20 protein-coding genes are annotated in these 21,306 nt (G+C 63.2%); all 20 read right to left on the bottom strand.

Going from position 1 to position 21,306, the window contains the following annotated elements; all coding sequences use genetic code 11:
* Nucleotides 1–65 precede the first annotated feature (65 nt).
* Complete coding sequence (locus ABGT74_RS04200; protein ID WP_297282950.1) at nt 66–2,411, bottom strand: SpoIIE family protein phosphatase; 2,346 nt, start codon at nt 2,409–2,411, stop codon at nt 66–68.
* Nucleotides 2,412–2,583: 172 nt separating this feature from the next.
* Nucleotides 2,584–3,363 (bottom strand): sirohydrochlorin cobaltochelatase, encoded by a 780-nt coding sequence (locus ABGT74_RS04195; RefSeq protein WP_297282949.1) that lies wholly within the window; start codon nt 3,361–3,363, stop codon nt 2,584–2,586.
* 1 nt (nt 3,364) lies between these two features.
* The gene (locus tag ABGT74_RS04190; RefSeq protein WP_346704601.1) at nt 3,365–4,003 is read right to left on the bottom strand and encodes a precorrin-8X methylmutase; all 639 of its coding nucleotides are present in this window, start codon (nt 4,001–4,003) and stop codon (nt 3,365–3,367) included.
* Nucleotides 3,997–4,527 (bottom strand): cob(I)yrinic acid a,c-diamide adenosyltransferase, encoded by a 531-nt coding sequence (locus ABGT74_RS04185; RefSeq protein WP_346704600.1) that lies wholly within the window; start codon nt 4,525–4,527, stop codon nt 3,997–3,999. The genes ABGT74_RS04190 and ABGT74_RS04185 overlap by 7 nt, the downstream gene beginning before the upstream one ends.
* Nucleotides 4,524–6,026 carry a cobyric acid synthase gene (locus ABGT74_RS04180; RefSeq protein WP_346704599.1) on the bottom strand — a complete coding sequence of 501 codons (1,503 nt, stop codon included), beginning with the start codon at nt 6,024–6,026 and terminating at the stop codon, nt 4,524–4,526. Before ABGT74_RS04180 ends, ABGT74_RS04185 begins: the two co-directional genes overlap by 4 nt.
* Nucleotides 6,026–7,081 (bottom strand): aminotransferase class I/II-fold pyridoxal phosphate-dependent enzyme, encoded by a 1,056-nt coding sequence (locus ABGT74_RS04175; protein ID WP_346704598.1) that lies wholly within the window; start codon nt 7,079–7,081, stop codon nt 6,026–6,028. Before ABGT74_RS04175 ends, ABGT74_RS04180 begins: the two co-directional genes overlap by 1 nt.
* A gap of 15 nt (nt 7,082–7,096) precedes the next feature.
* Entirely contained in the window at nt 7,097–8,065 is a 969-nt protein-coding gene (gene cbiB / locus ABGT74_RS04170; protein WP_346704597.1) for an adenosylcobinamide-phosphate synthase CbiB, read from the bottom strand.
* Nucleotides 8,056–8,391, bottom strand: a complete 336-nt coding sequence (locus ABGT74_RS04165; protein ID WP_346704596.1) for a bifunctional adenosylcobinamide kinase/adenosylcobinamide-phosphate guanylyltransferase — start codon at nt 8,389–8,391, stop codon at nt 8,056–8,058. The genes cbiB and ABGT74_RS04165 overlap by 10 nt, the downstream gene beginning before the upstream one ends.
* Nucleotides 8,388–9,176 (bottom strand): adenosylcobinamide-GDP ribazoletransferase, encoded by a 789-nt coding sequence (locus ABGT74_RS04160; protein ID WP_346704595.1) that lies wholly within the window; start codon nt 9,174–9,176, stop codon nt 8,388–8,390. Before ABGT74_RS04160 ends, ABGT74_RS04165 begins: the two co-directional genes overlap by 4 nt.
* Entirely contained in the window at nt 9,173–9,703 is a 531-nt protein-coding gene (locus tag ABGT74_RS04155) for a bifunctional adenosylcobinamide kinase/adenosylcobinamide-phosphate guanylyltransferase (protein ID WP_346704594.1), read from the bottom strand. The genes ABGT74_RS04160 and ABGT74_RS04155 overlap by 4 nt, the downstream gene beginning before the upstream one ends.
* Before the next feature lie 25 nt (nt 9,704–9,728).
* On the bottom strand, nt 9,729–10,787 hold the full coding sequence (cobT, locus tag ABGT74_RS04150; protein WP_297282940.1) for a nicotinate-nucleotide--dimethylbenzimidazole phosphoribosyltransferase: 1,059 nt from the start codon (nt 10,785–10,787) through the stop codon (nt 9,729–9,731).
* Between the two features lie 5 nt (nt 10,788–10,792).
* Nucleotides 10,793–12,133: a cobyrinate a,c-diamide synthase gene (locus ABGT74_RS04145; RefSeq protein WP_297282939.1), complete on the bottom strand. Its 1,341-nt coding sequence runs from the start codon at nt 12,131–12,133 to the stop codon at nt 10,793–10,795.
* Nucleotides 12,123–13,316, bottom strand: a complete 1,194-nt coding sequence (cbiE, locus tag ABGT74_RS04140) for a precorrin-6y C5,15-methyltransferase (decarboxylating) subunit CbiE (protein ID WP_346704593.1) — start codon at nt 13,314–13,316, stop codon at nt 12,123–12,125. The genes ABGT74_RS04145 and cbiE overlap by 11 nt, the downstream gene beginning before the upstream one ends.
* 244 nt (nt 13,317–13,560) lie before the next feature.
* On the bottom strand, nt 13,561–14,841 hold the full coding sequence (gene hemL / locus ABGT74_RS04135; protein ID WP_346704592.1) for a glutamate-1-semialdehyde 2,1-aminomutase: 1,281 nt from the start codon (nt 14,839–14,841) through the stop codon (nt 13,561–13,563).
* Entirely contained in the window at nt 14,841–15,827 is a 987-nt protein-coding gene (gene hemB, locus ABGT74_RS04130; RefSeq protein WP_346704591.1) for a porphobilinogen synthase, read from the bottom strand. Before hemB ends, hemL begins: the two co-directional genes overlap by 1 nt.
* Nucleotides 15,817–17,313 carry a uroporphyrinogen-III C-methyltransferase gene (cobA, locus tag ABGT74_RS04125; protein ID WP_346704590.1) on the bottom strand — a complete coding sequence of 499 codons (1,497 nt, stop codon included), beginning with the start codon at nt 17,311–17,313 and terminating at the stop codon, nt 15,817–15,819. The genes hemB and cobA overlap by 11 nt, the downstream gene beginning before the upstream one ends.
* Nucleotides 17,310–18,173, bottom strand: coding sequence for a hydroxymethylbilane synthase (gene hemC / locus ABGT74_RS04120; protein WP_346704589.1), 864 nt, complete (start codon nt 18,171–18,173; stop codon nt 17,310–17,312). The genes cobA and hemC overlap by 4 nt, the downstream gene beginning before the upstream one ends.
* Nucleotides 18,170–19,375, bottom strand: a complete 1,206-nt coding sequence (cobK, locus tag ABGT74_RS04115; RefSeq protein WP_346704588.1) for a precorrin-6A reductase — start codon at nt 19,373–19,375, stop codon at nt 18,170–18,172. The genes hemC and cobK overlap by 4 nt, the downstream gene beginning before the upstream one ends.
* The gene (gene cobJ, locus ABGT74_RS04110) at nt 19,372–20,100 is read right to left on the bottom strand and encodes a precorrin-3B C(17)-methyltransferase (RefSeq protein WP_346704587.1); all 729 of its coding nucleotides are present in this window, start codon (nt 20,098–20,100) and stop codon (nt 19,372–19,374) included. Before cobJ ends, cobK begins: the two co-directional genes overlap by 4 nt.
* A complete protein-coding gene (gene hemA / locus ABGT74_RS04105; protein WP_346704586.1) occupies nt 20,097–21,302 on the bottom strand; it encodes a glutamyl-tRNA reductase in 1,206 nt (401 codons plus the stop codon). Before hemA ends, cobJ begins: the two co-directional genes overlap by 4 nt.
* Between the last annotated feature and the right edge of the window lie 4 nt (nt 21,303–21,306).

Below are 21,306 nucleotides of genomic sequence, written 5' to 3'. Positions count from 1 at the left end.
CCTTTCACCATAGCAAATCCCTCCCTTTTGCAGCAAGTATTGCCACAAAGGGAGGGATTTAACCATCACATTTTTTCCACCCGCATCACCAGCGCGGTGCGGTCGTCGTCGTGTCCTCGACCTGCCGCACCCGTGACCAGATGCATCGCCAGCTCTTTCGGGCTGTCCTCCGCATGGGCTTGCAGGGTTTCCCGCACCCAGCCGTCGTCCATGCCGTCCGAAATGCCATCGGACAGCAAAATGCATAGGTCACCATGCCCGAACCGCAGCGGCACCGGCTCGCCCAACGCATCCTCTTCAGCCAGACCAATGGGCAGCGCCTTTCCAGTCAGCATCTTCCACTGCCCGCCCAGACGCAGGTACGAAGGTGCTGCGCCGCACTTGAGGCTCTCCGCCCGCCCGGTGAACAGATCGAGTGTCAACGCATCCAGCGTAGTAAACCGCGTCCCGTCCGAGCGCAGCCGCAGCGCGGGCGACACCGCCTTGAGCGCATCCGCGATCGTGATGCCTGCGCGCAGGAAGCGTTCGAGCGAAGTAATCAGCATACGGCTATCCTGCTGCGCTGCTGTCCCTGACCCCATGCCGTCGGATAGCAGCAGGCAGGCAATACCCGCATCGGTCAGGAAATAGCAGCCGCTGTCGCCCGATACGGCGGAATCCTCCTTTTGCTGCCGCCCGATGCCGACGACCGCGCGAAAGGGCGCGCGCTCGCGCATTTCCACATGCGGCCCCAGCTCATCCTCCACCCTTTTGGGCGTGGTCAGCGTCACGCCGAGCAGCGCGCTCAAACCAGCTGAAAAGCCCTCGCCCTGCCGCAGCACATCCTCGATACCCTCGCCGTACAGCTCAATCGCCAGCCGACCCTGCGCGTCGCGCACCGCACACACGCGGTCGATCCAACCGAATGCCGCCGCATACCGCCGGATCTGCCGCTCCATCATGGGCTGAGCAGTCACATCCTGCGTCGCCTCCGCGCCCAGCTGACGAAGAATATCCGTAATGCCCGCATATTGGCGCGCCAGTAAGCTCTGGTTTTCCTCCTGCTGCCGCCGAAGGCTTTGGCGCTCGCGCAGCGCAAACAACGCGCTGTTGATCGCGCGCATCAGTTCGGGCAGATGCACGCAGCGCGAGGCAAAGTGATAGGGAAAATCCGAAAGCTCCGCCCGCCCACGCTTGAGCATAGGCTGGGTCACATCGTTGAGCGCGGCAAGCGTTGTCACATAGTCGCGCTGCCAGCACTGGGAGCACAGCACGCAGTTTTTGCAGACTCGGTCGCTCGCGCGGTCGAACACCGCGCGCACATTCTGATCGCCCGCGGCTTTGCCCTCGCTGATGCCGTTCAGCATCGCCAGATACAATTCATAAAACGCCTGCGCCGCTTCGGTGGCGCATTTTCCAACCGCCTGCCGCACTGTGCGGTGCGCAGCCTCTCCCATGAGCGTATCGGGCAAAAAGCTGTGGCGCATGGCCTCCCACACCAGCGGCGGCATGACCGCAAACGCCGCCACCGCGCAGAAAAGCTCGAAAATCATCGGCACAAACAGCACATGCTCCACGCCCAGCATCGCCGCGCACAGGCCGGAGCCCAGCGCACACAGCGCAAACCATCCGCGTCCGCTGTCCCGGAACAGCCCGGCAACCAGCGCGCACAGCCCATAGCAGCAGGTAAACAGCGCACCGTAACCGCAGGCAATATCCATCGCAGCACCCAGCGCAACGCCCGCCGCCGCGCCGGGTGCTGCCCCGCCGAGATACGCCGCCGCAAGCGTCAGCAGAAGCGCCGCCACACGCGCGGGAGAGAGCAGACCGAACAGGCTTAGGTCGGACAGTGAAAGCAGCACGGTCGCCACCAGCACCAGCAGCGTTGCCGGCCGCCGCCAGTCGTTTTCATCCCGCGGCGGGGAAAGCGCCGCGCCATACACCCGGCACGCGCCCAGCGTCAATAGCTGCACCGCCACAAACGGCAGCAAAGCGGATAAAGTCAGCGCTTCGCCCGTCGGCAGAAACACAAAGGTGCATGCCGCACCCGCAACCGCCGCAACGATCGGCGCAAACCACGCCGTGCGCACGATACGCAGCCCTGCGCATACACTCATCACGCACAGCACCAGCAGCGCCGCTGCAATGTACACCCCGCTTTTCATCCCGCCGCCCAACAGCATCAGCCCGCAGACCACACCGCCGATGGCGCTCAGCCCCGCGCCGCGCGCCATCAGTGCCGACGCCATTGCCAGCCCAAACGGCGCATACCCGCCAAACACCGTGCCGCGCGCCAGCACTGCGCACAGGATAAACCGCTGCACCCCGGTAATCAGGATATGCAAATGCTCTTCATTCCAAAGCCGCGCCAGCCATGCCGCTGCGCGGCCCAACACAAGCGGCGCAGCCCGCTTTGTCTTTTGCTTGTCCATTTTCGTTCTGCCTCCCTTGTTTTCCCAGTATAGCCCAAACAATTTGCGGGCTTTGACGGAAAATAAGGGTGGGAATAGAACTTTTTCTTTTTTTCCTTGCGCCGCCGCGCTTCTGACAGAAAAAAACACAGCAGGCTGCTGCTTGCTCCTGCTGTGTTCGATCGTTTTTCCGTTAAAATGCTTCCGCCGCGCGACAATGACCGGCGAAAATCTCCCCGACCGCGTCCAGTTCGCCCAGACCGCGCAGATGGGTTTCGACCGTATAGCCCTCGCTCTCCAGACGGCTCTTCCAGCTGTCCTCTTCCTCGCCCGCCAGATCGTTGTGCGCATGGTCGCCCGCCACAATCATCAGTGGCGCAAGATGGACATGCGTCACCTCATGCGCATCCAGCCGCGCCAGCACATAGTCGAGATGCGGGAAGCCCTCGACCGTGCCGACATACACCCGCTCGGCGCGGTGGTACCGGAAACAGTTCTCCACCAGCGCATACGCAGCGTTTGCGGGATGCTCGGTGCCGTGCCCCATGAAGACATACGCCTCGTCCGATGCAAGGCGCGGCATTTCGGCCAGCAGCGCGCGCGTCAGCCGCAGATAATCCTCGGTGTCCCACAAAAGCGGCCGACCAATCAGCAGCCGTGCAAACCGTCCGCGGTATGGCCGCAGCTGCGCAAGCAGCTTTTCGTATTCCTGCCCAAAGATGACGTGCAAGCTCTGGCAGCGCACCTCTTCATACCCTGCATCCGCCAGATGTTCCATCAGTTCCTCCGGAGATGGGATGTGCACGCCCTCCTCGCGCTCGATCTTGCGGGCAACCATCCGCGAAGTGAACGCGCGGAAGAAATCGTAATCTGGAAACGCAGCGCATAACCGTTCCTCTATGTTTTCGATCGCACGCCGCGCCTGCGGCATGCTGGTGCCAAAGCTGACCACCATCAGCGCTTTCTTGCCCATGTCAAAATCCCTCCCGCTTGACCAGTTGATACAGCAGCGCGTTAACGATGGCGGCAGCTACGTTCGAGCCGCCCTTGCGCCCGCGCGCGATGACATACGGCGTGTCCCCGCCGATGAATAATTCTTTTGCTTCCACCACGTTGACAAACCCGACCGGCACGCCGATCACGAGCGCGGGCTGCACCGCGCCCTCCTCTATCAACTCATGCAGACGAATGAGTGCGGTCGGCGCATTGCCGATAGCAAAAATGAGCGGTCCACCCAGTTTCGCCGCGTGTTCCATCGACACCGTCGCGCGCGTTACGCCGCGCGCCTTGGCCTCGCGCGCAACGTCCGCATCCGCCATCAGGCAGACCGCCCGCACGCCGAGCTTTTCGAGCGTTCCCTTGCTGATGCCCGCCAGCGCCATATTGGTATCGGTCACGACCGTTGCACCCGCTTCGAGCGCGGCTTTTGCCCGCTCAACTGCGTTTTCCGAAAAACACAGTTTGTCCGCATAGTCAAAGTCCGCCGTCGTATGGATGACGCGTTTGACTACCTCGGACACACCCGGCGCAAAGGTACGTCCGCCGAGTTCGGCGGTGATGATTTCAAAGCTGCGCTTTTCGATCTCGGCAGGCGCCATGCGTCCGTTTACCATTCGATTCCCTCCCTCGCGGCAATGCCACCGTCAAAGGGATGGCGGCGCTTTGCCATTTCCGTGATATAGTCCGCGTGCGCTTGGAGCGCGTCCGACGGGTCGCGTCCGGTCAGCACGACCTCAAGCGTATCCGGACGGCTGTCCAGAAAGTCCAGCACGGCCTGTTCGTCCAGAAAACCGCAGGAGATTGCCGCGCACACCTCGTCGAGGATGAGCAGCCCCGCGCCCTCGCGCACCGCGTAACCGGTCGCAGCGACGAAGGTGCGCTGTATCGCGTCCGCCGTCTGCCTTTTCTCGTCGTCCGTCATCTGAAAGGAGAATTTGCGCACCGGATTGGCTGCGAGCATCGTGACATTGCCGAGCTTTGCCAGCGTGCGGCATTCGCCCGAGGTGCCATCCTTCAAAAACTGCGCCAGCACCACCTTGCCGACGCGTCCCGCAAACCGTACCGCCAGACCGACCGCCGCGGTCGTCTTTCCCTTGCCGTCGCCGCAGTACAGGTGTACACAAGCCTTGTTTGTCATGCGTTTCCCTCCAAAATCCGGTAAATCAAATCCATATCGAGTGCCTGACGGATGGTGTCCGCCAAGCGGTCGTACTCCTGTTCCTTATACGCTGCGGTGTCGTACGCTGCATCGTCCAGCGACACCCCTTTGCGCGTAGCAAGCGCCTGCGCCAGTCTCAGCGCAACGCCCGGCGCGTCGAACACACCATGCAGATAAGTGCCGTAGGCGTTTTCCGCCTGACAGCCGTCCGAAACCACTGTGCCGTCCGCGCGTGTGAGCGTGGAGAACAGCAAAGCCGCCGCATCACGCTCGGTTTCACCCATGTGGATTTCATATCCTTCCACCGCTGCGTCCGACAGCCCCGCGAGCACGCCGGACAGCGCGCCGACCACGCCGCGCGCCTGCACCGTGGTCTTGCGCGGACGGAACACCGTATCCACGGGCAGCAGGCCAAGCCCGCGCAGACTGCCGCCGCCTTCGGTATTTTCCGGGTCGGAAACCGTGCGCCCCAGCATTTGAAAACCGCCGCATACACCAAACACCGGTGTACCCGCCGCATGCTGCTTCAAAATCTGCGCTTCCATGCCGCTCTCGCGCAGCCATTTCAGGTCGGAAAGCGTCGCTTTCGTGCCGGGCAGGATAATCAGGTCTGCGCCCTCCAGCTGCGCAGGCTTGTCCGCGTAATAGACACCCACACCGGGTACTCTTTCGAGCGCGGCAAAGTCTGTGAAGTTCGAGAGCCGCGGCAACCGCACGACCGCAATTCGTACCACCGCGCTGCGCGCGTCACCGTCCAGCCGCTCGGATAAGCTGTCCTCGTCGTCAATGTCGAACCGCCCATACGGCACCACGCCCGCGACCGGTTTGCCGGTCAGTTCTTCCAGCTGCGTAAGGCCCGGTCGCAAAATCTCCACGTCGCCGCGGAATTTGTTGATGATGAGTGCGCGGATACGCGCCTGCTCGTCCTGTTCGAGCAGTTTCACCGTGCCGTAAAGCGAGGCGAACACGCCGCCGCGGTCGATATCACCCACCAGCAGCACAGGCGCGTCCACCAGCTTTGCCAGCCCCATGTTGACAATATCGTCTTGCTTGAGGTTGATCTCTGCCGGACTGCCCGCGCCCTCAATGACGATGATATCATACTCGGTGGCCAGACTGTCATATGCCTGCTTGACCACCGGCAGCAGCGCCTTTTTATCGCCCCAGTATTCGCGGGCGGTGCGGTTGCCGCGCGCCTCGCCCATCACAATGACCTGCGAGCCGACGTCACTCGTCGGCTTGAGCAAAATCGGGTTCATGCGCACATCGGGCGCAATGCCCGCAGCCTCAGCCTGCACAACCTGCGCGCGGCCCATTTCACCGCCGTCTGCTGTAATATAGGAATTGAGCGCCATATTCTGCGCCTTAAACGGCGCGACGCGCCAGCCGTCCTGCCGGAAAATGCGGCAGAGCGCCGCGCAAAGCAGGCTTTTGCCCGCGTTCGAGCAGGTGCCCTGCACCATGATGCACCGCGCCATCAGCTTTCCTCCTTTTGAATTGCATCGAGCGCCGCAAGCAGCGCGTCGCTCTCTTTGCAGGTCTTGACCGCTGTGCGGTAATACCCGCGCGTCAGGCCACGATAATTGGAGCAGTCGCGTATCAGAATGCCGCGCCGCGCCAGTTTTTCCTGCAAGTCCGCGTCTTGCGCGCGGAACAACAGAAAATTCGCTTTGCCCGGACAGACCCAAAGCCCGCGCGCGGACAGCTGCGCGGACAGATACGCGCGCTCGTCTGCAATCCGCACGGCGCTCTCCTGCGCAAAACCGCGCTCCTGCGCGCACGCCACCGCGCATGCCTGCGCGATGACCGACACGTTCCACGGCTGCCCCACGCGGTACAAGCCCTCGATCAGCGCCTTGTCCGCTGTCATGCACCAGCCGAAGCGCACGCCCGGCACAGCGCACATCTTAGTATACGCCCGCAGCAGCACAAGCGACGGAAATTCGTCCAGATAGGGCGCCAGCGTCTCGCCGCCCTGCACAAAATCGAGAAAGCACTCGTCCACCACGAGCCGCGCACCTACTCCCGCGCACCGCGCGGCGATTTCGCGCAGCAGCGCGGAGGCAATTGTTCGTCCGGTCGGGTTGTTGGGGTTGCACAGGTAGACCGCGTCGAGTTCCGGCGTGATATCGTCCAGCATCCGTTCCGTCACGGCAAATTCTTCCTCGGCGCGCAGTGGGTGAAAGCGTAAATCCGCACCCGCAAGCGTGCGCTCATACTCCGCAAAGGTCGGCGCGAGCAGCAAGGCCGTTTTGGGACGCAGCACGACCGCCAGACGGTCGAGCACATCCGCCGCGCCGCTGCCGCAGTAAATCCGGTCGGGATCGACACCCTCTGCCGCGCCGATTGCCTGCCGCGCCGCGCGGCAGAACGGGTCGGGGTACTGCGTGCAGGCATCGACCGCGTCATGCATCGCCTGTTTGACGCGCTCTGGAATACCGGAAGGGTTGATATTCGCTGACAAATCGACCGGCGCGCCGCCAAAGCGCGCGGAAAAGGAATACACGTCGCCGCCGTGTACATATTCGGGCATAGGATCTCCTTTCTGTCAGGCAAGCGGCGGCCAGCCGAAAAGAAGCCGCAGCATCGCGCACAGCACCAGCGCGAGGACGCTCGCCATACTCATGAGGTCACAGGTCTGCAAAATATCCGTGCGGCGCACCACACGGTCGGGGTCGCCGAACGACGCTTTTTTCACCGTTTTGCCGAAGTAGCCTGCATCCCCGCCAAGCTGGATATGCAGCGCGCCCGCGCACGCGGACTCGGTCTGCCCGGCGTTCGGGCTTTTGTGACCGTTCCGGTCGCGCCGGCAAATGCGCAGCGCATTACGGTTGTCCAGCCTCAGCATTCCCGCCGCTGCAATCAGGCAGGCAGCGGACAGCCGCGCGGGGATAAAGTTGAAGATATCGTCCATGCGGGCGGAAAACTTGCCGAAATACTCATATTTTTCGTTATGGTAGCCCACCATCGAGTCGAGTGTGTTGACTGCCTTATACAGCAGTCCCAGCGGCGCGCCGCCGATGAGCAGGAACACAAGCGGCGCAACCACGCCATCGGTCGTGTTCTCCGCGACCGTCTCAACCGCGGCTTTAATGACGCCCGCCTCGTCCAGTTCTCCGGTGTCGCGGCCGACGTACATCGCGACCGCCTTGCGCCCATCGTCCAGCGACTGCCCCAACGCGCGGTAAACATGCTTTCCCGCGTCGGCTAGACATTTTCGCGCGAGAATCAGCCAGCACAGCAGCGACTCCGCCGCAAAACCCAGCCAGAAGTTCTGTCCGCGCAGCCAACGCAGTGCGAAAAACGGCGCGGCGAAGCTGACGCCGCACACAATCAGCCACAGCAGCACGCCCGCGACGGTCTCGCCGCCTTTCGTCTTGGGGAACACGCGCCGCAGGATTTTTTCGGTCAGCGACACCAACCGCCCAATGAGACAGGCGGGATGCAGACCGGTGTTTGGGTCGCCCAGCACAGTATCCAGCAGAAAGCCGAGCAGCACGGCACAGGTCAGGTACATGGTTTCTCTCCTTTGATATATTGCGGGATGCCCGCGGTCACGCGGATGACCGCATCCGCCTCGGCAGCCAGCGCACAGCACAGCCGCCCGACCGCCTCGCGGTAAGCTTCGTCCGCGCGGTCAATGGGCACCACGCCGCAGCCGACCTCGTCACAGGTGACGGCATGGCCGCGTAACGTGTTCAGCAGCGCCATCGGGTCGCGCCCGGCGGCGAGTTCCTCCCGCACGCGACGGTGCAGGTTTTCGACAAGCGGCAGCGCGGGATACAGCGCGCGCGCCAGCGCGGCCTTGCCCTGATGCGCCCCGCCGATGCATAATACCGTCATAGCATCAGCCCTCCCAGCGCGGCGCACGCAAGCGCCAAAAGTTCGGATACCGAAATGTAAAATCCGGCAAGGTCGCCCGTAATGCCGCCGAAAATGCTGCGGGTCATGTGCTCATGCACACCATGCCACACCAGCAGCACCGCCATCAGCACGGTAGCCGCCGTCAGGCCGTGCGGCACGGCATACACCAGCAGCCCGGTAACGGTCAGATAGAGCAGCACTTCGACGATCAGCGCAACGGCAACCACTTTTTTGTCGCTGTTCTCCGCGAACAGATGCGCAAGGCCGCTGTCTTTCGCGCACGGCGTCAGAACCACCTTGCAGCCACCCATTGCGCGCGCGATTGCAAACCCGCAGACCGCGAGCGGCAGCAGCGCGGGACGCGCGTAAATCTGCGCAAAACAGCCGACCTCGGCCAGCAGGAACGCAATCAGCCACATCGGCCCAAACGCGCCAACATGCGGGTCTTTCAAAACTGCCAACCGCTTTTCCCGGTCTCCATAGGAGCAGAGCGCATCACAAGTGTCGCACAGGCCGTCCAGATGGATGCCGCCCGACACGAAAAGCGGGATAAGCGCCGCCCCAACCGCGTAAAACAGCCCGTCCGCGGCAAAGCGCGTGCAAAACAGAAACCACAACCATTCGAGCGCACCGATCAGCACGCCGACCAGCGGCAAAAAGCCGAGCGCCCAGCGCATCGTGCGTTTTTCCCACTGCACCTGCGGCACGGGCACCGCCGAATACATCGAAAACGCGACCAGCAGACCGCTCCATGCGCTTTTCATGCGTTTTTCTCCCCTTTCAGCGGCAGCAGAATGCCGCAGACCGATTCATAAACCGCATCCGCCCGCGCGGCAAGCGCGCGGTTGAGTGCCGCAAGGTCGCGGATATACCGCGCGGTTTCGGGCGGGTAGTCCAGCCCATCGGAAAAGATTTCGTCCGTCACCACGACCAGCGTTTCGCAGCAGTCTTGCAGATGCACAATGCCTGCAAGGATGCTGCCGAACGCCGCGTCGCCCGCGCCTTCGGGCGCAAACATCTCGTTTGCCAGCAGATTGCCCAAATCCTCGAGCAGCATTCCGTCATACTGCCGCGCAAGCGTCAGGCTTTGCAGCCCCAGCGGGCGCTCGATCGTCTCAAAGCCCTTGCCCTGCCGTAGCGCGCGGTGCCGCGCAATGCGCGCCTGCGCCGCCGCACCAAAGGGCTGCATGGTCGCCAGATACAGCCGGGAGGACGGCGCAGCTTCGCACACCAGACGCTCCGCATGCGCGGATTTTCCGCTTGCCGCGCCGCCGGTCACCAAAATCAGCATGTTCCGTCTCCCCCCTTGTACATTGTTATTTCAGCGGCTGATACGCTTCGACACCCGCTTCGGCAAAGCTGGGCATACCGTCATAAGCCGCAAACACCAAGTCAAGCAGGCTGACCGCCGCGACCGCGCCCGTGCCCTCGCCCAGCCGCATGCCTGCCGTGATAAACGGTCGAAGCTCCAGCTCACGCAGCAGCAGCGCGCCCGCGGGTTCCTCCGAACGATGCCCCGCAAACAAATAGCCGCGCACTTCGGAACACAGCCGCACCGCAATCAGCGCCGCCGCGCAGGAAATCACGCCATCCAGCACAGCGGGCAAACCGCAGGCCGCCGCACCGAGGTACAGCCCAGCCAGTCCTGCGATATCCAGCCCGCCGACCTTGTGTAGTACGTCAAGCGGGTCGCTTGGGTCGGGCTGATGGAGTGCCAGCGCGGTCTGGATTGCACGCACCTTGCGTTCCAGCCCTGCCGAGGACAGACCGGCACCGCGTCCGGTCACGGTCTCCACGTCTGCACCGGTCAGCGCGGCGGTGACAGCAGCGCTTGTGGTTGTGTTGCCGATGCCCATTTCACCGCCGCAAAGCAGGTCGTACCCCTGTGCCGCGCACCATTCGGCAAGCGCAATGCCGACTTCCACCGCGCGCACGGCTTCCTGACGCGTCATGGCGGGTTCCTGCGTCATGTCCGCCGTACCGTACCGGATCTTGCGGTGCAAAATCCTTTCGCCCTGCACATCGCGCGCCACGCCGATATCGACCGGAAAACTGTCCATGCCGATGTGCCGCGCCATCAGGCAGACCGCCGACTGACCGCGCCCCATGTTTTCGGTCACGGTCGCAGTGACCTCCTGCCCGCACTGGGTCACGCCCTGCGCGACCACGCCGTTATCCGCGCAGAACATCACGACCGCGCGCTTGGCAATCGACGGACGCACCGTGCGCCGGATGGCGGCAATCTGCGCTACCGCATCCTGCAACAGCCCCAGACTTCCCAGCGGCATGGCAATCTCGGAAAAGCGCGTTCTAGCGGCGGCGCGGCTGTCCTCACACGGCGGACGCACCGCCGCAATGGTCTGCTGCAAATCCATGCTTTTCATCCTTTCTGCGCCGAGCGGCGCACAAAACTGGCTGCAAAGTCCTGGTTTGCCCGGAAATAAAGATGCGGAAAGCCCACATACAATGTGTCATTTGCATGAATGCATGCCCATGCTCGACCGTTTGGCTTTTGCGCGTCAAAATCCGCGCCTTCGTCGCCCGACACCGCGTAGTGAAACACATGCGCGCGGGTCTGCTCCCCTGCGCGGCACAGCAGGTTATCCCGCCGCGCGGTCAGCGTCACATAGCCGAAGGGCTGCAATTTTTTCGTCAAATGCGCATCCGCATCGATGGCACCGACCATTTCCGCACCGTCCAGCGTGCGGTGCAGATACAGGAAGCCGCCGCACTCCGCAACCGTTGGTAGACCGCCCAGCACCGCCGCGCGGACACTATCCCGCATCGTGCGGTTTGCCGCCAAACGCGCCGCGTGCAGCTCGGGGTAGCCGCCACCGAGATATAAGCCGCCGATGTTTTCGGGCAATCTTTCGTCCTCGAGCGGCGAAAACGGCACCAGTTCCGCGCCAAGCGCGCGCAGCACGTCAAAGTTATCCGCGTAATAAAAGCTAAACGCCTTATCCCGCGCAACCGCGATGCGCACCGGCTTGTCCACCACCGGCGCAAGCGGCGCGGTTTCGTCTGCCAGCGGCGGTGCGGTGTACGCAAGCGACAGCAGACCGTCCAGATCAAGCCCTGTTTCGGCCGCATCGGCCAGACGGTCAATCCTTTCCTGCAAATTTCCGATTTCCGCCGCGGTCACAAGGCCGAGATGCCGGTCTGGGATCTCCGCATCCGGTATCGGCGGCAGAAAACCGTAAACCGGCAACCCCGCTTTTTCTACAATTGCGCGGTAAAACGGGTACATCCCTGCCGATATGCCGTTCAAAATCACGCCCGCGAGCGTGTTGGGCGCAAAATCCCGAAAGCCCTTGATCTCTGCCGCGAGCGACAGCGACTGTCCGCGCGGCCGCACGATCAGCACCGCAGGCGTATCGGCCGCGCGCGCAACATGCGCCGCCGAAGCGGTGTCGGTCGTACCGGACACGCCGTCGTAAAAGCCCATCACACCCTCGATGATGCCGACGCTACCCGTCGGGATGTGACGCGCCAGCTGCCCGCGCACCTCGGTTTCGTCCACGAAAAACAAATCCAGGTTGCGGCTCGGTACGCCGAGCGCTTCAGTGTGGAACATCGGGTCGATGTAGTCCGGCCCGCATTTGAAGGCCGCGAGCGGCACACCGCGGCGCTGCAACGCACGCAGCAGCGCGGTTGTGACCGTCGTTTTGCCGCAGCCCGAGCCGGTGCCTGCCAGCAGCAGACGGGGTGCGTTATTCTGCATCGCGTCCGCCTCCCGACAGAATGAATACCGGATTCAGTGCGGTCATCATGGTATACGGCCCAACGGCTTTGCCGCGCGACGCGGCCAACTGCGACACCTCGACATTTGCAAAGTCGAGATCAAGGAGCGCACGCCGCGTCTCTTCCAGCGTTTCCAGCGCAATTGCAGTCACAACCACGCGCACGGCAGGATTTTTGCTCCTAGCCAGCTCCAGAATGCGCTGCATTGCGCCACCGCTGCCGCCAACGAACACGCAATCCGGCGCAGGCAGTGCTTCCAGCGCTTCGGGCGCGTGCCCCGCAACGATCTGCACGTTATACCCGCCCAGCTTGCGGCGGTTTTCGTCCAGCAGCGCAAGCGCTTCCGCGTCCCGCTCGACTGCATATATCATGCCGTCGCACGCGCGGCGTGCGAGTTCCAGCGTCATCGCGCCCGTCCCCGCGCCCACGTCCCAAACCGTGTCGCCGGTCTGTACAGCCAGCCGGCCGCACGCCGTCCAGCGCACTTCCTCCTTGGTCATGGGCACCTTGGCGCGCGTAAACATGCTGTCGCGCAAGGGCTCATACGTATTGGCTGCGTCCGGGTGCTCGATCAGCAGCACCGCCAGATCGCCGCAGGACTGCTCCGCCAGTTCCGCCGCCGTGCCGTGCGCAATGCGCTCGGTTTCCATGCCGAGGTTTTCGCCCAAATGGACAGTCAGCTCTCCCAGACCCGCATCCGCAAGCGTGCGGCACACGGTCTGCGCATTCTGCGTCCCGCCGGTCAGCACAAACACCTTTTTGTTGTAGCTGACCGCGCCGAGAATGCTGCCCGTGCGCCCGTGCAGACTGCGCACACATAGATCGTCATACGGAACACCAACCTTCGCACAGAAATATTGCAGGCTGGACAGGCCGCACACCAGCCGCACATCCCCGTGGGGCTGAAGCTGCTCCCGCAGCCGTGCCGCCGCACTGAAAAAGCCCACGTCGCCCGAAACCAGCACGGCAACCGTGCCGCCATCGACCTGCACCGCCCGCGCAGCCAGCTCCCCGAACGGACAGACGACCGCTTTCTCACTCAGCGCAGCCAGCCGCGCAGTGGCAAACACCGCATCCGCTTTGTCCAGCGCGCGGCGCGCTTCACTGGTCAGCGTGTCCGGCGTGCCCATTCCCGCGCCGATGATAAAAAAGAGGCGATTCATTTCCGTTCTCCCTTCGATATAAGCTGTAGCGCCCGCGCCCCTCTGGGGCAGGCAACCGCGAAAGTTGTTCTGATCCCGCGAGGTGGGCGGCAGACGGAAGCAGGAAGCGCATTTTGCGCGCGCAGCGCGCCCTCAAGGGAAAGCGGGTGATTGACAAGAGGGAGAAAACCGCAGGTTGTCGCCCTCTTGCCCGCCTGCGGCGCGCAGCCGCACCGTTCCTGATGAACGATGCAGTACAACACCGTTATAATGCCGCAAGGCTTTCGTCCGCCGCCTGCACGGTGAACGCCAAGTCCTTCTGCGTGTGCGCGGACGAGACGAACATCGCCTCAAACTGGCTGGGCGCCAGATACACGCCGCGTAATAACATCTCATTAAAATACTTTTCGTATTTCTTTGTATCGCTGGTCTTGGCTGCCGCGAAGCAATCCACCGGCGTATCTGTAAAGTACGGACACAGTAGCGACCCGACCTGATTGACCTGCATTTTGATTCCGTGCTTGTCCGCACTCGCGCGCAGGTGGTTGGCAATATACTGCGCCGAAGTCTCCATCACAGTGTAAACCTCCGGGTGATCGGTCAGGATTTGCAGCTGCGCCAGCCCCGCCGCCATGGCAACCGGGTTGCCGGAGAGCGTGCCCGCCTGATAGACCGGACCGCACGGCGCGACCTGCTCCATGAGCGCGCGGCTGCCCGCATACGCGCCGACCGGCATACCGCCGCCGATGATCTTGCCGAAGGTCACCAGATCGGCGCGCACGCCGAAATACTCCTGTGCGCCGCCTGCCGCCAGACGGAAACCCGTGATGACCTCGTCGAAAATCAGCAGCGCGCCGTGCTTATCGCACAAATTGCGTAAGCCCTGCAAAAAGCCGTCCTTTGGCGGCACAACGCCCATATTCGCCGCAACCGGCTCGACGATGACCGCCGCCACTTCGCCCGGGTTCGCGTCCAGCAGACGCTCGACCGAGGCAAGGTCGTTGTACTGTGCCATGAGCGTATCCTGCGCCGCGCCCTTTGTCACGCCCTTGGAATCCGGCTCGCCCTGCGTGAGCGCGCCGCTGCCCGCGCCGACCAGCATAGCATCCGAATGGCCGTGATAGCAGCCCTCAAACTTGATGATCTTGTCGCGTCCGGTCGCACCGCGCGCCAAACGCAGCGCGCTCATCACGGCTTCGGTGCCGCTGTTTACCATACGCACCATTTCGATGTTCGACACCATCGAGATCATCTTTTCCGCCATCTCGACCTCGAGTGCGGTCGGCGCACCAAAGGACAATCCGTTTACCATACGGTCATAGACCGCTTTCAGGATATCCGGATGGCTATGTCCCAGCACCATCGGCCCCCACGAGCCGATATAGTCGATATATTCCAGCCCGTCCTCGTCGAGGATATGGCTGCCCAGCCCCTTGACCAAAAAACGCGGACTGCCGCCCACCGCGCGGAACGCACGCACCGGAGAGTTCACGCCACCCGGCAGCACCTTTTTGGCGCGCTCGAACAGCTCTTCCGATCTGCTCATCAGCCGATGTCCCCTTTCCGAATCGCATCTGCAAGCTCACAGGCGTAGTAAGTAATCAGAATATCCGCGCCCGCACGGAAAATCGACACCGCGCTCTCGCACATCACGCCATATTCGTCGATCAGACCCGCTTTTGCCGCCGCCTTGACCATCGCATATTCGCCCGAAACCGCATACGCCGCAACCGGCAGATCGAACCGCTGCTTGCACTGGTAAACCAAATCCAGATAGCTCATCGCAGGCTTGATCATCAGGATATCCGCGCCCTCAGCCACATCGAGCGCGCACTCGCGCATTGCCTCGCGGCCGTTGTGCCAGTCCATCTGGTAGGAACGGCGGTCGCCAAAGGCCGGCGCCGAACCCGCCGCGTCGCGGAACGGGCCGTAGAAAGACGAAGCGTATTTCGCGGCGTAGGACATGATCGGCATATTCGTAAAACCGTTCTGGTCGAGCGCACCGCGGATGGCAGCCACGCGGCCATCCATCATGTCGCTCGGCGCGACCATATCCGCACCCGCCTGCGCGTGGCTGACCGCGATCTCTGCCAGCCGCACGAGCGTCTGGTCGTTATCGACATCACAGCCGCACAGGATGCCGCAATGCCCATGGCTGGTGTATTCGCACATGCATACATCCGTGATGACATACATCTCCGGGGCAAGCTCCTTGATCTTGCGGATGCCCTGCTGCACGATGCCGTCCTCCGCCCATGCGCCCGAGCCGATTTCATCCTTTTCCTTCGGCAGACCGAACAGGATCACGCGGCTCACGCCGTGCGCGCGGGCGCGCTCGACCATGCGGTACAGCTGATCGGGCGAATAATGGTACTGTCCGGGCAGTGAGGGAATCTCCTCATAAATGCCCTCTCCCTCGGCCACAAAAATCGGCCAAATCAGGCTTTCGGGCGAGATGCGCGTCTCGCGCACCATGCGGCGCAGGCTGTCCGATGTGCGCAGGCGGCGCGGACGGATGGTGTCATTGAACATTGTTTCTCTCCTCCTCAATACAAGTAACCAGATCGTCTATTGTAGCATTTTTTGCGATTTTTACATTGTTATAGTACCGCTTTGCGGCACTGGCGGTTTGTTCACCGATGCAGAACGCGGTAAAGCCGGTGCAGTCCGCGCCGATGGCTTCGACAAATCCTTCGACCGTGGACACACTTGTGAACGTCACCGCGTCGATTTTGCCGTCCGCCAGCAGACCGCGCAGCACATCCGCCTTATCGCAGCGGTGCACCGTGTCATAAAGCGGCACATCGGTCACACGGATGCCCGCGCGGGCGAGCTTTTCGGGTAACATTTGCCCACCTTGCATGGCGCGCAGCAGCAGCGCCGAACCGTCCTGCGGCATCGCGCCAATGAGCGCGTCCGCAAGGTGCTCCCCGTCGTACTGCGTGGGCACAAGATCGGCGGTCAGGCCGTAAGCCGCGAGCGCCGCCGCCGTGCCCTTGCCGATCGCGGCAATTTGCATCCCATACAGCGCACGCAGATCGCGGCCCAACCGCCGCAGCGCATGCACCGCCGCGGGCACGCCCGCTGGGCTGGTGAACACCGCCCAGTCGTGCGGCTGCTGCAAAGCGTCCGCCAGCGGCTGCGTGTCCTCGCGTTCGACCGTCTCAATGCACGGCGCTTCGATCACGTTCGCGCCGCGTGCGCGAAGCTTATCCGCCAATGTACCCGCCCGCGCTTTCGGACGGGTCACGGCGATGGTTTTTCCATGCAGCGGCAGCGGTGTGAACCAGTCAAGCGCATCGCTCAAGCTGCACACCCGCCCGACGATAATCAGCGCCGGGCTTTGCAGCCCCGCCGCGCGCACGTTGGCGGCAAGTTGCGATAAAACGGACACCACCTTGCGCTGCGTGCCGCGCGCACCGTTTTCAATGACGGCGGCGGGCATGTCGAGCTGCATTCCTGCGCGCAGCAGGCCGTCCGTCACCTGCTCCAAAGCGGTCAGCCCCATCAGGAACACCAGCGTGCCGTTTAAGCGCACAAGGCTGTCAAAGTCGATGGTCAGCGGCTTGCCCGCGCGCGCGTGCGCCGTGATGATGTGCACCGAGGAGGTAAAGTCCCGGTGCGTCACCGGGATACCCGCGAACGCGGGCGCGGCCAGCGCGCTCGTCACGCCCGGAATGACCCGAAACGGCACACCGTTTTGCAGCAGATGCTCGCACTCCTCGCCGCCGCGCCCGAACAGGAAGCAGTCCCCGCCTTTGAGCCGCACGACGTTTTTCCCTTCTTGCGCCAGCCGCACCAATATTTCGTTGATCTCCGGCTGCGGCACGGGATGGTGATTGTTTTCCTTGCCGACCGATATTTTTTCCGCGTGCGGCGGGATGAGGTCGAGAATATCCTCGCCCACCAGTCGGTCATACACCACCGCGTCCGCTCGCGCAATTGCCTGTGCGCCCGCTGTCGTCAGCAGTCCTTTATCGCCCGGCCCTGCGCCGACCAGCGTTACCGTTCCTGTCATACATTTTCCTCCGCCTGATGCTTCAGTTGCAGCGCGAGCGTACGCCCGAGCGAAACGGCTTCCGCCCGCCGTCCGGTCACCGCGCCGCGCGCCATGTGCGTTTCATCCGCGGACACATATAGCCCACGCAAGTGCAGCGTATCATCCTGCACCTCGGCATAGGCTGCGACCGGCGCAAAGCACCCGCCGCCGAGCGTGCAGATGAACGCCCGCTCGGCCGCTGCACAATCGCGCGCGTCCGCGTCGTCGACCAGCCGCACCTTATCTTCCCATTCTCCCGCGCGGCCCTGCACGGCGAGAATGCCCTGTCCCGCTGCCGGGATGATCTCATCCGGCGAAAAATACCGGCTGATGCGGTGCTCCAGCCCCAGCCGCTTGAGGCCTGCCGCCGCGAGCACCAGCGCGCCATACGCGCCGCTCTCGAGTTTGTTAAGCCTCGTCTGCACATTGCCGCGCACGGGCTGTACGTCCATATCAGGGAACAGTGCTTTGAGCTGCACCCGCCGACGGGCGGATGCGCAGCCAATGGGCTTGTTTTTGTCCCACGCGCCGCTCTCCGGCAACACCAGCGCGTCGCGCGCATCGGCGCGTTTGGTAAAGGCCACGAGCGGCAAGCCGTCCGGCTGCTCCATCGGCACGTCTTTTAAGCTGTGCACGGTGAGGTCAACCCGACCATCGGCCAGCGCATGATCCAGTTCCTTGACGAACAAACCCTTGCCGCCGACCTTGTCGAGCGTTTTATCCAGCACCATGTCGCCCGTGGTTTTCATCGTGATTAGTTCACAGTCGCCCAGCGCGCGGCAAACCTCTTCGGCCTGCACGACCGCCAGACGGCTGTCCCTGCTGCCCACTCGAATCATGTCATTCCCTCCAATACCGCGCGGATGCGCTTTGCCGCCGCCGCCGTTTTGCCGTGCGCCGTGCCGTCCGACACCACGCCTGCCGTGAGTCCGCCGCCCTCACATACCGCGGGGAAGAAAAAGGTCGATTCCGCTGCGCAGTCTGCCACGCTGCACGGAATATGCAAAGCGGCGCAATCCGCTGCGATACGGTGATTGACCTCCCGATCATTCGTTGCCGCAGCTGCCAGAAAAGCCCCCGAAAGATCGCTTTTCTCGTAGCCGCGGACATAATCGACCGCAATCCCTGCCGGACTTTCCGGTGCAACGACCGTCACCGCCGCGCCGAAGCGCCGCAGAACGCCCACGCGCCGCGCGGCGATATTGCCCGCGCCGAACACAACGCACTTTTTCCCTGCCAGCGAAACAAACAGTGGAAAACGCGGTGCTTGCTGCTCCTGTGCGGGCGCAGGCTGCGTCCAGCCGAAGCGGGCGGCGAGAAAGTCCTGCATTTGCATAAGCGTGCGCCCCTCTTCCCGGCACGGGCGGTCGATGACCAGCACGGTCGCGCCGACTTCACGCGCAGCCGACAGCTTTTCCGCAAAGCCGCCCGCCGCGCCGGTATTCTTGGTGACCAGAATATCCGCGCGCGTCTGGCGCAGCAGCGCAATGTTCATTTCATGCGAAAACGGCCCCTGCATGGCAACGATCTGCGCGCCCGCAAAGCCGAGTGCCGCGCATTGTTCAAGCACGGAAGCACTCGGCAGCACCCGCGCGGCCAGCCGCTCCTGATAGCCCTCGACCAATGCGAACGCCGCCAGCTCCTTGCTGCCGGTCGTCAGCAGCGCGCGTCCGGGATGGGCATTCAGCCACTCCACCGCCGCCGCGGTATCGGGGACGGTGACCACATCCCCGCCATCCAGCGCGGGACGCAGCAGACGTTCGTACTGTGCGCCGGTCTGTGCGCAGGCCGCACGCAGATTTTCCGAAACCAGCGCAGCATACGGATGGGTCGCATCGACGACCAGCGTATCCGCATCCAGCGCAGCCGCCATCGCGTCCGCGTCCAACCGCCCCTCGTGCACCGTGATGCCGTGCATCGGCTCCATAACCGCCGCGCCATAACCGGTGGCAACATACACATCCGCGCACCCACCGCAGTCCGAAACGAAGCGGCACAGCGAATGCCCCTCGCTCGTACCCGAGAAAATCACGAGTTTCATACGCCGCGATACCCCCGCGGCGTTACCATACGCCCATTTATCACGCGCGTGCGGCTGTTGCCGACGAAAACCGTTGTCAGCATATCGACCTGCATATCGCGCAGTGCACCCAGCGTTGTCAAAGTATATGTTTCGCCGTCGCGGCCAATGTTGCGCACCGTGCCGCACACGGTTTCCGGCGTCAGCGTTTCCAACAGGATATCGCACGCGCGCTGCAAATGGTCCACCCGCTTTTTGCTTGCGGGATTGTAGAGCGCAATGCAGAAATCGCCCTGCGCCGCGCAGCGCAGCCGCTGCTCAATGACCTCCCACGGAGTCAGCAAATCGGAAAGCGACACGCAGGCGAAATCGTTCGTCAGCGGCGCGCCCAGCACCGCGCCGCCCGAGCAGGCCGCCGTGATGCCAGGAATGACCTCGATTTGAATTTCCGGGTCCTGTACGCACACCTCGAACAGCAAACCCGCCATACCATACACGCCCGCGTCACCCGACGAGACGACCGCGACCGTATGCCCGTCCTTCGCCGCGTCGCGCGCCGCTGTGCAGCGATCGACCTCACGCGTCATGCCGGTCTGGATGCGCGTTTTGCCCTCAATCAGTTCCTCAATCAGGTCGAGGTACAGCCCGTACCCCGCCACGCAGTCGCACTGTTCGAGTGCGCGCACGGCGCGCAGCGTCATCTGCTCCGCGCCGCCCGGCCCGATGCCGATGCAATACAGCTTCATCTGCCGCTCCCCTTTCTCATGTGCGCAAGGCATGATTCCAGCCTTTCCGCATCCACCAGTTCCTTCATGCCGCCCAGCAGCAGATCGACTGTTTTGCCGACCGCCAGTTCCAACAGCCCATCCATATCGCCGTCCCGATACAAATCGCTGTATGCATGGTCAAAACGCAGCCGTTCCAGCGCAGTGTCTTTGACCGCGGCAATCATGGGCAGCGCCTGCCGGTAGGCATGCCAGCGGTAAAACTCCGTCTGTTCCTCATCCAGAATGCGCGCCGCCGCCAGTTTTGCCTCGGCGTTGCGGGAATCGTCCAAATCGCCCAGATCGTCCAGATTATACAGCGTCACGCGCGCATCTTCGCCCGCCGCCTGCTCGATGTCTCGCGGCATGGCAAGGTCAAGCAGCAGACGCGGCGGCTGCCGCAAATCAAACACCTGCTGCGCGGTGAGGGTAAAGTGCGGACTGGTCGTTGCGCTGACCGCGAGATCCGCGCCCTCCAGCACCTCGCACCGACGGTCATACGGGAACGTGTCGCACCCGGCGGGGACAATGGTCTCGCCGTGATGATAGCTGCGCAGCGTCACGGTGACGGCGCAGCCCTGCGCGCGCAGAGCGGTGGCGGCCAGCCGTCCCATCTCACCGTTACCGATCACGACTGCGCGGCGCCCTTGCAGCGCGCCGAAAAAGTCCTGCGCCCGCCGCACGCCTGCCGCCGCCGCGGAGGCGGGTACGCCGGTGAGCCTGACCTCGGTGCGCACGCGCTTACCTGCCGTCACCGCACGGCGGAACAGCGTGTCGAGCACGCTGTCGATCGTCTGCGCTTCGCGCGCGAGCGCCGCCGCGTCACGCACCTGCGTGAGAATCTGATCATCCCCGAAAATCTGGGACTCCAGCCCCGCTGCAACCGCCATCAGGTGCTGCACGCACGCCTTTTCTGCACGGGTCACGCTCAGGCCGCGCAACGATGCCGCATCAAAGCCCGCCGCGCGGGCCAGCATCGCCAGCGGGTCAAGCGACGCGCCCTCCTCGCCGTGCACATACAGCTCGGTGCGGTTGCAGGTCGCCAGCAGCACGCAACCGCAAACGCCCGACATTTCGGCCAGCTGCGGCAATAACGCCTGCACCTGCCCACGCACGAACGACACGCGCTCGCGCTGCGCCATTGGCGCATGCACAAAATCAATCCCCGTCATGATGAGGTTCACAATG

It is taken from the genome of uncultured Agathobaculum sp., assembly GCF_963927765.1.
Lineage (GTDB): Bacteria > Bacillota > Clostridia > Oscillospirales > Butyricicoccaceae > Agathobaculum.
This window is presented reverse-complemented; position numbering and strand designations above follow the sequence as displayed.